7 protein-coding genes are annotated in these 13,691 nt (G+C 60.2%); 2 read left to right on the top strand and 5 right to left on the bottom strand.

Annotated features, from left to right (window positions below):
- Positions 1 to 3,459 (bottom strand): N,N-dimethylformamidase beta subunit family domain-containing protein (locus tag AC1DM5_RS32445; RefSeq protein WP_477976621.1); only part of this gene is annotated, 3,459 nt, incomplete at its 3' end.
- A 767-nt stretch (positions 3,460 to 4,226) separates the two neighbouring features.
- On the opposite strand from AC1DM5_RS32445, the gene AC1DM5_RS32440 reads away from it, so the two are divergent.
- Both AC1DM5_RS32440 and poxB read left to right on the top strand, forming a co-directional pair.
- Positions 4,227 to 6,086: a TPR end-of-group domain-containing protein gene (locus AC1DM5_RS32440; RefSeq protein ID WP_477822971.1), complete on the top strand. Its 1,860-nt coding sequence runs from the start codon at positions 4,227 to 4,229 to the stop codon at positions 6,084 to 6,086.
- 230 nt (positions 6,087 to 6,316) lie between these two features.
- Entirely contained in the window at positions 6,317 to 8,044 is a 1,728-nt protein-coding gene (gene poxB / locus AC1DM5_RS32435; protein ID WP_477976619.1) for a ubiquinone-dependent pyruvate dehydrogenase, read from the top strand.
- Positions 8,045 to 8,126: 82 nt separating this feature from the next.
- Here poxB and AC1DM5_RS32430 read toward each other — a convergent pair whose 3' ends face one another.
- The 4 genes from AC1DM5_RS32430 to AC1DM5_RS32415 are packed head-to-tail and all read right to left on the bottom strand — an operon-like array spanning position 8,127 to position 13,621.
- Positions 8,127 to 9,230: an ABC transporter ATP-binding protein gene (locus tag AC1DM5_RS32430; RefSeq protein WP_477822969.1), complete on the bottom strand. Its 1,104-nt coding sequence runs from the start codon at positions 9,228 to 9,230 to the stop codon at positions 8,127 to 8,129.
- Positions 9,230 to 11,821 carry a GH116 family glycosyl-hydrolase gene (locus tag AC1DM5_RS32425; protein ID WP_477976617.1) on the bottom strand — a complete coding sequence of 864 codons (2,592 nt, stop codon included), beginning with the start codon at positions 11,819 to 11,821 and terminating at the stop codon, positions 9,230 to 9,232. The genes AC1DM5_RS32430 and AC1DM5_RS32425 overlap by 1 nt, the downstream gene beginning before the upstream one ends.
- 19 nt (positions 11,822 to 11,840) lie before the next feature.
- Positions 11,841 to 12,692 carry a carbohydrate ABC transporter permease gene (locus tag AC1DM5_RS32420; RefSeq protein WP_477976615.1) on the bottom strand — a complete coding sequence of 284 codons (852 nt, stop codon included), beginning with the start codon at positions 12,690 to 12,692 and terminating at the stop codon, positions 11,841 to 11,843.
- Positions 12,689 to 13,621: a carbohydrate ABC transporter permease gene (locus tag AC1DM5_RS32415; protein ID WP_477822967.1), complete on the bottom strand. Its 933-nt coding sequence runs from the start codon at positions 13,619 to 13,621 to the stop codon at positions 12,689 to 12,691. Before AC1DM5_RS32415 ends, AC1DM5_RS32420 begins: the two co-directional genes overlap by 4 nt.
- Positions 13,622 to 13,691: the final 70 nt, after the last annotated feature.

Below are 13,691 nucleotides of genomic sequence, written 5' to 3'. Positions count from 1 at the left end.
GACCGTCTTGGTGTCACCGGCATCCGGATCGGTGTCGTTGGTCAGCACATTGCCGCTCGCAACCACACCACCCGAACCATTGGCAACACCACCCTTCTCGGTCGCGTCACCCGCATCGGCAACCGCCGTCGGTGTCGTGTTCGAGCTCGGCGTGGTGAACATCACATCGACCCAATAGTTCGTCGACTCGAAGGTGCTCGTGGGATACAGGCTGGCGCTGCCATAGGTGTATACGCCATTGCCACTGGCTGGAGCCGTCAGGGGGCCGCTCGTCACATTGGAGACGAAGTAGCTGGCGGTTGTCGAATAGTGGCCGGTATTCGTATGGTAAGACGCCGTGTAGGTCTGTCCGGCCGTCAACGTCACCGGGCTGGTGAAATAGGCAGTCTGCCAGCCGCTGGCAGTCTCGTTCGTGAAGGTGAGGGTCGCAATCCGCGTACCCGTGCTCGACCACAGTGAGCCGGTATGCGTGCCCGTGTCCTGGCTGCCCTTGTAGAAACGAATACCGGTAACGGTCCCTGCCACGGAGGTCTGGAATTTGACCCCGAGCTCGACGGCTGACGTATCGTCGGTGTTGACAACCGCCGGTGTCGCCGCGCCAAAGAGAGAGTAAAAGCTCGCGCCGGTCACGGTGACCGTGCGTCCTGCCGAGGGTGCTTCAAGATTGATGCTGTCGTCGACGGCCCGTGAGCGGATCGTGTAATTGCCCGCGATCTGCGGCGACCAGGTATAGGTCCAGTTCTCATCGCCTGTCGCCGGATGCCAGCTCGCCCCATTGTCGGTCGAGACCTCGACGCCGGCAATGACCCCGCCGCCCGTGTCGGTGGCGGTACCCGTAATCGTGACTGTGGAGCCAACGGTCGCCGTTGATGGCGCCGTGATGATGGAAGTCGGTGCAACATGATCCGTGGAGCCGGCCGTGGCGACGAGCCCGGATTGCAGCGTCCCAGGCTGAATGCCCATGTCGGCCAGCAAATTGACCATTGCCTGCTGCACGCGAGGATCGGTCGGGGTCGCCTCATTATCGTGATTGTTGCTTAAGCCCCATGTCCAGTAGACAGTACCGGCGCCAAACACCAGTGCACCGCTCGGTGCACGATAAAGCGTCAGATTATGGGTCGCGGTCGCGTTGCCGGTCGTGTTTCCGTAATCGAGCAAGTAGGTGCTGACCGGAAGCGTCGTCGAAGACAGCTTGACGAGACCAGCCGGATCGAAGCCATTATCGGTCGCTTCGTCCCACTCGTAACCAAGATAGTTCTTGGTCAGCGTTGCCGTCTGGCCAGGCTGGAGATTGGCAACGCTGGTATTGCGCCAGAAGCGCAGGTTGGCATCATCATATCCGACAGTGATCGCGCCGAGATTGCTACCGACATCATCGACCTTGAACAGTTGGCCGGTCAGTGAGTTTTCCGGGTTTCCGCCGCCGATAGCCGGTGGGCTGAGACGCGGATCGCGGAATGTGCCCGTCCATTCGTTGGAAGGGTCGATGCTGGCACCGGGCGACCATGTCTCCTTGTAGGAAATAAGGGTGCGATAAGGCGTGCCGTCGGCACTATAAGCATTGCCCCAACGGGTGCGCCAATAGACCTCGTTACCGCTCCAGAACATCAGGTTGACGCCCGCATCGCGTGCGGCTTCGACATTCGTCCTCTGCTGTCCAGACCAGTATTCGTCATGCCCGGCATCAACATAGGTCTTATGGTTGAGCAGCAGGCTGCCATAGCGGTCGACGTCGACACCCGACAGGTACGAAACATCATAGCCGTTCTGCTCCAGCCAGTAGATGCCTGCATATTCGGCGCCGAACAGATAGTCCTGCGGACCGGCATAGGTGCCAACCCCGCCGCGGGTCGCAATCGGCCTGTTGTAACTGACAGCATAGGCGCGACCAGCGCCCTGCCCCGTCGCCGGACCATTGCCGCCGTAGAAGTTTGCGCCACCCCAGCCGTTGTAGGCTTGCCAGGTCTCGTCAGCGGTCTGGAAAACGATATCGCTGTGGCTGTCATCGTCACGCACGATGAACGGAATCTGATTTTCGCCGAAGGTACCATCCTGCCGCACGAGCTTGGCGATATAAACGCCTGAGACAGCATCTTCAGGTACGGTCCACGAGGCCGACACGGCCCAGTTGCCGGCATCCACGGTGCCGGTCGTGGCATTGCGCAACGGATTGGGTTGATTCTGCACGCCGGTGTGCTGAATCGTCGTGACCTTGCGCGCGCCCATGCCGCCATAATAGCCGAGGCGGTAGATATCGATCCGGTAATTGTTGGAATCCGTATCAATCTTGAAGCTGACCGTCTTGCCGTTGTCGACACTGATGTCTGTCGCAAATCCCTCGATATTGGAGCTGCCGGCGCCATCGATGCCCCACTCGCTCTCCGGATTGCCCGGCAGCAGGTTTTCCGCCACGACCTTGTTGGCGGGGGTCGCTGCCGCTGTGGCCGCTAGACTTTGCGTCGTTAAAGACCGCTGCGCGATCGGTGGTGTGGTGACCGAGCCGGAAAGGCTGCCGACGCCCTTGGTGCCGGTTGCCGTTCCCATTTCTCCGCCGCCGGGCAACGATCCGTTCAAGTTCGTCGAGCCCGTCAACTTTGCGGTTCCGCGCCAGCCCGAGAGCGGAGATAAGTCACGATCAAGAAGCGGGTCGCTGACTGAGGCACCGATGGCCCGCTTGATCGTTGCTGCATAGTCCGGCCCTTCGGTCAGCCTGGTCCCCGGCAATTGACCATCCTGTTGAAGCATGGCGCCGCCATGGGCCCAATCGAGAATCCGCGTGGGGGACGTAAAGTAGCCACATCCGCAGACACCAAAGGGCATGCCAAACGCCAATGAATTCGATCCACCGTGGTGCGCAGCCGCCTCTGCTGACGGGCTCGATTCGAGAATGACCACCTTGCCGGAGTGAGTGCGCGCACCCGCTGCAGCGGCAGAACCTTGCCCTGATGCCATCGGTGCGGGGCTCTGCGGCAGATAGGGAGCCAGGGGATCGCTGCCCATGGTGCCAATGCCGGCATAGCTGCGATAAAGGGACGACGCAGACCCGAATGCAGCGCCGTTCGCGTTCCGCTCGAAAGGTGCAAAAACCGGATTATGGGCCGACAGTACCGACGCGGCAGAATTTCCGCCTCCAACACCCGTTTCGCGCGCCGCTGCGAAAGCCTCGGCCAGGGATGGGGACACTTGGTCGATATCGCCCCGACCGTCTGCTTCGCCGACCGTTTCCGTTCTCGGTTCGCTATCATGTCCGCTGAGCGCAAAGTTGTTGTCGGGGCTGCCGACAAGGGCACCCCCCTTGCTTCCACCCGCTATCTGCGCAGATGTAGCAAGTTGAGCACTATCCTCGGGCCGATCGGCGTCCTTGCGCGGCCTTGCCTTTCCGCCGACGGCCAGCCACCGGGGAACCCACGAATCCATCATAAGTGAGCGCGGAGCCCACCGGCGAGCGTTGCGATACATGGTGTGCCCTCTCGCGAAATTGCCAGGATCAATCTATGAGGATCGTTCGATACGCGGACCTCCGATTATAGTCGAAAAGTGGACGAGTATATCCTACCCCTTTCGACCTACAGGCTGCATCCTTTAGGCAAACGGACTTTTGCGAAGAAGCGCCACTTGCCTTTCGCGAGGCGACAAGCGGTACGATCGTCGGATCTGCTTCGCATCACGGACGGCTACTGGCACACCACGCCAAGCTCGCTGCCTTGCACACGCAGAAACTGACAATCCAGCCGCTCTCGATTGCCAACTCCTCTTGGCAGAACATTCTGTCGCTCTTCCGCGGCGAATGGGATCGCGAAACATAACCTGCCTGGCAACCGACGGCGGCCTATACAAATCGAACCGCGCTTCGATGGAGCACGGCTTTTGATGACGGYGACCTCGCAAGCTCTCAGAGGCAAGGAACAGGCCACAAGACGATGTCTCAGGGCCGGTTCAAGCGCGCTGTGCCCGAACCCTTCCTCCGAGACGCATTCCAAAATCGATGCACAGCCTCAAAATTGAGCACCTCAGCACGTCCGGGGTCTTTCCCATCCGAAAGAGCTATCGTTTGGCGCAATCTTCGCCCGTTCGGAGTATTGATGCTGCGCCGTAACGATATAGGCTCTGCGCCGCCGTGACAGCACGCCGAATCGAAAGATATCGGTTGCAAGGGAGGGAGCCCTAGCGCGGTCAAAATCTGGAAAAAGCGAGAAACTGACATGAGACAATCCATGGAGAGGGTCATGGAGCGGCGATTGAGTGCCATCCTCGCTGCCGATGTGGTTGGCTACAGCCGGCTCATGGGCATGGACGAGACGGGCACGCTGCAGGCTTTGAACCGCCATCGCTGCGAACTGGTCGACATCCGCATATCCGATTACAAGGGCCGTATCGTCAAACTGACGGGCGACGGCATCCTGGCCGAGTTTCAGAGCGTCGTGAATGCGGTCGCCTGCGCCGCAGAAATCCAGCGCAGCATGGCCGTGCGCAACGAAAACGTGCCGAAGGACGAGCGGGTCGAATTCCGCATCGGCATCAATCTCGGCGATGTCGTCGTCGAAAATGACGATATTTTCGGCGATGGTGTCAACCTTGCTGCGCGCCTGGAAGGCATTGCTCCGGTCGGCGGCATTGCCGTGTCGGCAATCGTGCGGGATCAGGTCGGTTCACGCCTCAATCTCGGCTTCGATTTTTTAGGTGAACACGTGTTCAAAAACATCCGGCAGCCGGTGCAGGTTTACACAGTTTCCTTCGAGAAGCCGAGTTCTGCCCGCCTCGTCGCGCAGAACCGCAACACCTGCTTCATCGCCGTCCTGCCCTTCACCAATATGAGCGGCGATGCCGATCAGGATTACTTCTCCGACGGCATCACCGAGGATATCATCACCGATCTTTCCAAGGTCTCCAGCCTGCATGTGGTGCCGCGCAACACCGTCTTCACCTATAAGGGCACATCGGTGAAGGTGAAGCAGGTCGCCCAGGAGCTTGGCGTGCGTTATATGCTGGAAGGCAGTGTGCGCATTGTCGGTACGCGGGTACGCATCTCCGGCCAGCTGATCGATACCACGAACGGCGACCATCTCTGGGCCGAACGCTATGACCGCGACCTCACCGATATCTTCGCCATCCAGGACGAGATCACCAATGCGATCGTCGGCCAGCTGAAGGTGCGGCTGCTGCCGGAGGAACGCAAGGCGATCGCCGCCGAGCCGACGGCCAATGTCGAAGCCTATACCTATTACCTAAGAGGAAGGCAGCTCTCCCATACCTGGACCAAATCCTATCTGCAGCTTGCCCGGCGCATGTTCTACAAGGCCGTCGAGCTCGATCCGGACTATGGCCGCGCCTATGCCGGCATCGCCGATTGCGATGCTGCGATCCGCGACTGGGCGCCCGACGACGTGCCCCTAGAGCGCATCCTCGCAATGAGCGCCAAAGCCCTGGAACTCGATCCCGACCTCGCCGAGGCCCATGCCTCCCGCGGCCTGGCGCTGCATCAGAACGGCGAGGACGACGAGGCCACGGCATCCTTCGAACGCGCGCTGGCACTCGATCCCAACCTCTATGAAGCAAATTTCCACTATGCCCGCATCTTCTTCATGCGCGGGAATTTCGCCGAAGCGGTGCATTACTTTAGCCGCGCCGCCGAAATCCGCCCCGACGACTATGTTTCGCCGATCCATCTGATGTCCTCGTACCATTCTCTCGGACGAACGGTGGACAAGGAAAGCTGGGCGCGCATAGGCATTGAAAGAGCCGAGCGGGCGCTCAATCAGAACCCGGAAAATTCCGGCCCCGCCCATCGCGGCGCGCTTGCCCTTGCCCATCTCGGTGATGCGGCGCGGGCCTGCGATTGGGCCGCACGGGCGAGCGCCATCGATCCCGATGATATCGTCGCCCAATATAATCTCGCCTGCGTCCGCTCTGTACTCGGCCACGTGGAACGGGCGATCGATATCCTGGAGGGCTTGCTGCCACGCAGTTCGGTCTACCACATCAAATGGTTCACACATGATTCCGACCTGGACAACCTGCGCCGGCATCCGCGCTTCATGAAACTTGTCGCAGAAGCGATGAAAGAGCGGGAGCGGGTGGAAGCATAGGTCACGGCAGAAGAAGGACGCCAATGGAGAGCGCGGAGCGACCCTATGCTCTCGGCTGATAGGCAGCGTCCTGGGATATCAGGCAAACGGGCTTCTTCTCTGCCGGCACCTACACCAAGGTCCAGTTTGGTGTCTCCGCCACTCTGATAATTCTCCGGGTTGAGAAGCGTAGAGCGAGGCCTAGCTTCCTTTTACCATCCACCTGAAACCCAAAGCCCGGGAGTCTTTCGATGAAGTCCAAAGTAGCTGATGTCCTGACAGAGGTGCTGCATTCGGCCGGGGTCAAGCGGATATATGGCGTAGTCGGAGACAGCCTGAACGGGCTTACGGAAGCGCTTCGAAAAAGAGGCGACATCGAGTGGGTCCATACCCGTCATGAAGAAACGGCAGCCTTCGCGGCGGGGGCCGAAGCCCATCTCAGTGGCGAACTGGCCGTGTGCGCCGGAAGCTGCGGCCCGGGCAACCTCCACCTCATCAACGGCCTGTTCGACTGCCATCGCTCGCGGGTCCCCGTCCTGGCCATTGCCGCGCAAATACCTTCGGCCGAAATCGGCAGAGGCTATTTCCAGGAAACGCATCCCGACCAGCTATTCCGGGAATGCAGCCACTATTGCGAACTTGTCAGCCATCCGGAACAATTGCCGGCAGTCATCGAAACGGCCATTCGCACGGCTATCGGAAAGCGTGGCGTTGCCGTCGTGGTCATTTCCGGCGACGTGGCATTGAGCGATTTCACGGCGAAGATTTCGACACCGGCCGCACTCACGCTGTCCCAGCCGAACGTCGTGCCGGCGAACGATCAGATCGATCGATTGTCGGAGCTGCTCAACAACAGCTCGAAAGTCACCCTTCTGTGCGGACGCGGCTGCGAAGGGGCGCATGACGAATTGATCGCCTTTGCGGATCGGCTCAAGGCGCCCATCGTCCACGCGCTCGGCGGCAAGGAACATGTCGAGTGGGACAATCCCTTCGATGTCGGCATGACCGGTCTGATCGGCTTCTCTTCGGGTTACAAAGCCATGCTGGAGTGTGACACGCTTCTTATGCTCGGCACCGATTTCCCATATCGGCAGTTCTACCCAGCCGACGCCAAGATCGTGCAGGTGGACATTCGACCGGAAAATCTTGGCCGCAGGGCCTCGCTGGATCTCGCAATCGTCGGCGACGTCAAATCGACACTGGCGGCAACGCTGCCGAAGCTGACGGAGCGAACGGACAGGGATCACCTGGATGCTTGCCTTGCCGCCTATAAGAAGGCGCGTGAAGGCCTCGACGACCTCGCCACCGGCAGAGAAGGCGGCAAGATTCATCCGCAATATGTGGCACGCCTTCTGAGCGAACATGCCTCCGACGACGCCGTCTTCACCTTCGATGTCGGGACCCCCACGATCTGGGCTGCACGCTACCTGAAGATGAACGGAAAGCGTCGCCTGATCGGATCCCTGGTTCACGGGTCGATGGCCAACGCCCTTCCTCAGGCAATAGGGGCACAGGCAACATACAAGGAGCGCCAGATCATCAGCATGTCCGGCGATGGCGGCTTTGCCATGTTGATGGGTGACTTCCTGACGCTCGTTCAGCAGAATCTGCCGGTGAAGGTCGTTGTCTTCAACAATTCCGTTCTCGGATTTGTGGCTATGGAAATGAAGGCTTCGGGCTTCCTTGAGACCGGCACCGAACTCAAGAATCCGGATTTTGCAGCAGTTGCCCGCGCAGCCGGCGTCCACGGCGTTCGCGTGGAGGATCCCGCCGAACTCGACGGTGCCATCAGGGAAATCCTCGCGCATCCCGGCCCGGCACTGCTCGACGTCGTTACCAATACGCAGGAATTGTCGATGCCGCCCAGGATCGAAGCAGCGCAGGTGAAGGGTTTCGGTCTCTGGGCCATTCGCGCGGTGATGAACGGCCGGGGAGACGAACTCGTGGACCTGACGGTCTCGAATTTCCTGTCTCGGTGAGGTCGGATGCTACAGTAGATAGAAATCCTACCGACGGCTTCGACCCCGGCCGGCAGGTTGTAGAAGCCGATTGAAGCCTGATCTAGTTCAGATAGGCATCGCGCCAATCACTGCCAGAACCGATCGTCATGCCAGCCTCGTTGAACAGATGAACGAAAGGCTCTCGTATGACGATCGGGATCCGCTCGCCGGCGGCTGCCCGGCTGATGCCACGCAGTGCCACGGTGAAGCCATTCCCGGTCGCCGTCCCGGCATGGATGATCGTTTCCGAACCGAGGACTTCGGTGTCGCCGACCACGATCTGCATGCTGCCCTCTCCGATTTCGCAATGTTCGGGCCTTATGCCGAACGTGACCGAGGCGCCATCGGGTAGATCGACCTGGCGACCGGGCAAGGGAATATGGGTGCCGTCCTCAAGCGAAACGCCCATCATGTCACCAATGCGCGCGATCCGGCCCGCGAGAAGGTTCATGGGCGGGGCTCCAAGAAAGCGGGCGACGAAAAGGTTAGCCGGGCGCGCATAAAGCTCGATCGGCGGGCCGACCTGTTCGATGCGGCCTTCGTTGAGCACGACGATCTGGTCGGCCATGGTCATTGCCTCGACCTGATCATGCGTGACGTAGACCATCGTCGACTTCAGCCGCCGATGCAGGCTGATCAGTTCGCCACGCATCTTCACACGCAGTTCGGCATCGAGATTGGAGAGCGGCTCGTCGAAGAGAAAGGCCTTCGGCTCCTTGACGATGGCGCGGCCGATCGCAACACGCTGGCTCTGACCGCCGGAAAGTTGGCTCGGGCGACGGGTCATCAGGTGCTCGATCTGCAGAATATTGGCCGCCTTGGCGACGCGGGCGGCGATCTCCTGCCTGGCAAGCTTCTGGTTCTCCAGGCCGAATTTGAGGTTCTGCTCGACATTCATGTGCGGATAAAGCGCATAGGACTGGAAGACCATCGCCATGCCGCGCGCAGACGGCAGAAGATGGTCGCAGCGCTGGCCGTCGATACGGATTTCCCCTGAGGTTACTTCCTCCAGCCCCGCCATCATGCGTAAGAGGGTCGACTTGCCGCAGCCGGACGGCCCGACAAAGACGGTGAACGAACCGTCGGCGATGGCTAGGTCAATGCCGTGTATGACTTCGAGACTTTGAAAGGTCTTGCGGACTGCCTTGAGTTCAATGCCGGCCATTATGCCACCGTCTTAAGTTCAATCGACTGGCCCGCTTCGATGAGAGTCTTCCCGGCAAGGCGATGCTTCAACCCGTCCACCGAGATTTCAGTGGCGTTGAGGCTGCCTCCGAGCACGGCGAGCGTGAGACCATTACCCTTGCGGGTCAATGTGCCGAATGCGCTGCCGGCTGACCAAAATAGACGATAGTCGCCTTGCACTTTCGGTGCGAAGGCAAGCGTGCCAGAGACGAAATCGGCACTGAGCCCCGAGAAGGCGTTGACCAACTGCCAGGCCGACATCGAGCGTGCGTAATAGGAGCCGCATTCGATATCGTTCCAGGGGTTGCGGCGCGAACCGTCATGGCGGTTGCGGGCGCCGCAGACAATATCCATGCCCTCCTCGATGAGACCATGCATGATGAGATGCGAGGCGGCCATATATTCGATGCCGGTCCAGACCTCTTCGGCATAGGGGGCAGCCACCATCGGCTGGCGAATGCCTTCGGGATAGGTTGCAATCAAAAGCCCTGCCTCGTCTTCATAGGCATAGTTGCGGCAGGGATTGAAGTGATCCTCCAGCGTCGGGCGGAAATTGTTTCTGTGCACCGATTTCAGCGCGATCCTGACCTTGTCGGCATCGAGGAACCCGCCGATCCCGGCGACCTCCGCATGCCATTGGCCAAGGATCTGATCGGAGATGCAGCCCTCGCCCATCTGGTATTTGAGCTCCTTGAATTCCTCCGACCAATAGGTTTCCATGAAACCATCGGCGAGAACGCCGGCGGCGCGGCCGACATCGAAGGGTGTCAGCACGTCCTTATCGGAGAGATCGATCTTCTGGATGAACCAACGGCCATTGAAGAGTTCGGAATTGATATAGGCCGCCCCGGCTTTGCCCATGCGCGCCGTCTTTTCCGACAGCTCCGTGTCGCCGAGGACCGCCGCCATTTCTGAAACGCCGAGAAGGGCCGCCACATACATGGAGCCCAGCCACGAGTTCGGCCCGAACAGCTCCATGTCGAGGGTCTGGTGCTGGCGGCCTGAGAGAATGCCGGTCTGATCGGGATCCCAGCGGTCAGGGTTTTCGGGCGACCAGGCATATTCGATGGCTCGTTTGACATTCGGCCAGTAGCGGCGCAGCCACTCGGTATCGCCGCAAAGCTTCCAGTCTCTATAGGTCTTGATGACCGCGCCGAAATGCCCGTCGGCGCAGGGGCCGATAATATCGAAACCTGAGCCGAGCGGCAGCTTCTGGCGGAAAGTCAGCCCGCCGGTCGGCAACTGGTTGTAGCTGAATTCGGTCTCGCGCAGCGTCCGCTCGATGGCAGGGAAAAGATGCGAGACCGCCTGCTGGTAATTCCAGACATGGGTGCAGGTGCCCTCGCAGGAGCCATCCTGGGTATGTTGGCCTTCCCAGGCCCAGAGTTCGCCATTCTCCAGCCGGATGCAGGTCGCGGTGCGCAGCAGCGCCAGCGTCGCGCTCGCCGCGTCCTTGACTTCTGCCGGAAGCGTCGTTTCGAAAAGTCCGTTGCGGAAGGCCGCGGTTTGCAAGTGCAATGCGTCCCAGCGCGTCAGGGCTTCAGTAGCGCTTGCGGTCGAATCCACCCATTGCGTCGCATAATAGTTCGTCCAGCTCGGCGTTGGCCGATCGGGAATGGCTCCATCAGGCTTGTCGCGATGGGCCCAATAGACATCGCCTTGCGGGAAATTCCAGGTGATGACGAAGCGCACCTTCTTGCGCGCTCCGGGTGCCAGGACGAAACGGGCGCCGAGCGTGCCGTGTTCCGGCTGCAGGCCCATGTGCCGCGACGTGCGCGGTTCATCGTAGTGTCGCTTCGGCAGACGACCGGGCCTTGCAAACTCTTTCCAGTAGACCGAAAGATCGTCGAACCACTGGCCGCGATAATGATGGTCGGTATGCTCGACATCATCGGCGTCTGTTGCGATCGTCAGATCGCCGCGCTGCGTCGCCGGCAGTGTCGTGTCGGACGAGGTCAGATGCAGGCTGCTGATTCCACCTTCCTGTCTGAACGTGTGGATGCCGCTGTTCGAGCCGTAATTGCCGAGCGTGCCGGCAAGCGTATAGGTCAGTTCGTCCGCGGTATCGTTGACAACATCGAATTCGAACATCGCAACCGGCATCGAGGAATCGCGGTCGTTGTGGGGAATGAAAGGGCTCAGCGTCGTCAGCCTGACGCCGCCGGGGAAACGCTGATCGTTAAAGACGAGATCGGCGATCGGGAAACGCCCGTAGAAATCGACCTCATGGAAATGCGGCACGCCGACCAGCGTCTGGCGGTTGGCGCCATGGCCAAAACCGTCGAACATCTTGCGCAGGCCCGGCGCGCCGGAAGGGTTCAGATCATAGGGGCCGTTGAGCACGCGGGCATCGACGAGTTCCCCACCCTTCTCGGCCTTGATGGCAAAATGCGAGTAGCCGTTATAGCCCTGAAGCGCCGGCCGGTTGCGGATCGACCAATCGATCAGCCGGCCGCTGCCGGAGATCGACAGGCCGCCGGAGCCGATGCCGCCGAGCGGAAAGGCAATATGGCGCGTGCGCTCGCCTTTATAGGCAAAGCGAGGTTCGATGGAGGCGAGATCATCCCACATGAAATCAATATCCCTGATGTTAATTCTTGATGCCGCTCATCGTGATGCCTTCGATCACGAATTTCTGGGCGAGGAGAAAGAGGAGAACGACGGGCAGGATCGACATGCTCATCGCCGCCATCACCACCGAGAGATTGCCGGAGGCCATGTAGCCGCGCAGCACGTCCATCGCGACCGGCAGCGTCAGCGATTCATTCGAGCTCAAAAGCACCTTGGCCTGGAAATAATAGTTCCAGGTCTGGGTGAAGGTGATGATGCCGAGGGCCGAGAGTGCCGGGCGAAGCTGCGGTAGCGAGATCCGCCAGAAGATCTTGAAATAGCCGGCGCCATCCATCAGCGCCGCTTCCTCCAGCGCCTTCGGCTGGCTGAGCATGAATTGCCGCACCAGGAAGATGCCGAAACTCGAGGTGAGATACATAAGCGCCAGCCCGATCGGCTTGTCGAGCAGGCCGAGGCGCGCATAGCCGAGATAGATCGGCAGGATCGTCACCTGGGCCGGAAACATCAGTCCGATGAGCAGGATGAAGAACAATGTATCGCGTCCGCGGAAGTTCAGTCTGGCGAAGGCGAAGGCCGCAAGCGTGCAGGTCACCATCTGGCCGACGGTGACGATGACGGCGATCATGACCGAGTTGAAGTAGATTTCCAGGAACGGCACGCGCGAGGCCAGCACCTGCCGGTAGTTGGTGAGGTCGAAATTCGGCGGCAGGAAGCTTGGCGGCAGCTTGTAGGCATCCGAAACCGGCCGGAACGACATCGAAAACAGCCAGAGGAAGGGCAGCAGCATGCCGATCGCCATCACCACCATGGTGGCGATGATCGCCCAGTCGATCCAGCGCCGGGCCGCGCGTGTCTGCATCATAGTGTTCATTGCTGCACCCACTTGCGCGAGAGGATCTGCTGGATAGCGGTAATGATGAGGATGATCACGGTCATGACGACGGAAATCGAGGCGGCATAGCCGATCTGGAAGCTGCCGAAACCCTCCTCGACGATCTGGATCGACAGCGAGCGCGTGGCATCGCCCGGACCGCCCTGCGTCAGGATGACGATCGATTCGAACACCTGCAGCGCGCCGATCGAGGCGTAGACGATGCAGAAGAAGACGACCGGCGAGATATAGGGCAGCGTGATGCGGAAGAACTGGCGCCAGGCGGGTGTCCCGTCCATCACCGCCGCCTCCAGGATGTTCTTCGGCACGCCCTGGAGGGCTGCGATGAAGATGATCATGAAGAAGCCGGTATTCTTCCAGACGTCCATGATGATGATCGAGGTCATCGCCTGGCCGGCATCGGTGAGCCAGCGTACGCCCGGGAGGCCGATCAGCCGCAGGTAATAATTGATGACGCCGAGATCATCGCCGTAGAAGTAGGTCCAGACAATCGAGACGAAGGCGGCAGCGATGATGACGGGCAGGAAGAAGGCGAGCCTGAAGAAATAAAGCAGCCAGCCTGGCATGGCGCGGTTTAGCGCCAGCGCCAGTAAAAGCCCGATCGAAACGTTGAAAGTGACGGCAAAGAGCGCGAAGCGCAGCGTGTTCCAGAGGATCCGAAGCGAGCGCTGATCGGTGAAGAAGCGGATGAAGTTGTCGAAGCCGACCCATTGCGAACCGAGCATCGGATCGTAATAGGCAAAGGCGAGGATCGTGGTGACGATCACAGGCGCGATGACGAAGGTCAGGTAAAGCACCGTTGCCGGCAGCACGAAGAGATAGCCGGTCGCTGCCTGCGCGCGGCGTAGCTGTGAAGGCTGGTGTCTTTCGAAGGTGGCGGTCATGGCATCTGCTCGAATGGCGGACATGGTTTGTCATCCGCCGCGCCCGGAATGGCAGATGCCTCAATGGCAATCTGCCATCCGGCCGCGACGGCGG

It is taken from the genome of Rhizobium sp. 01T437, assembly GCF_056398505.1.
Note: the sequence above shows the minus strand (reverse complement) of the source record. Positions and strands in the feature narration are given on the sequence as shown.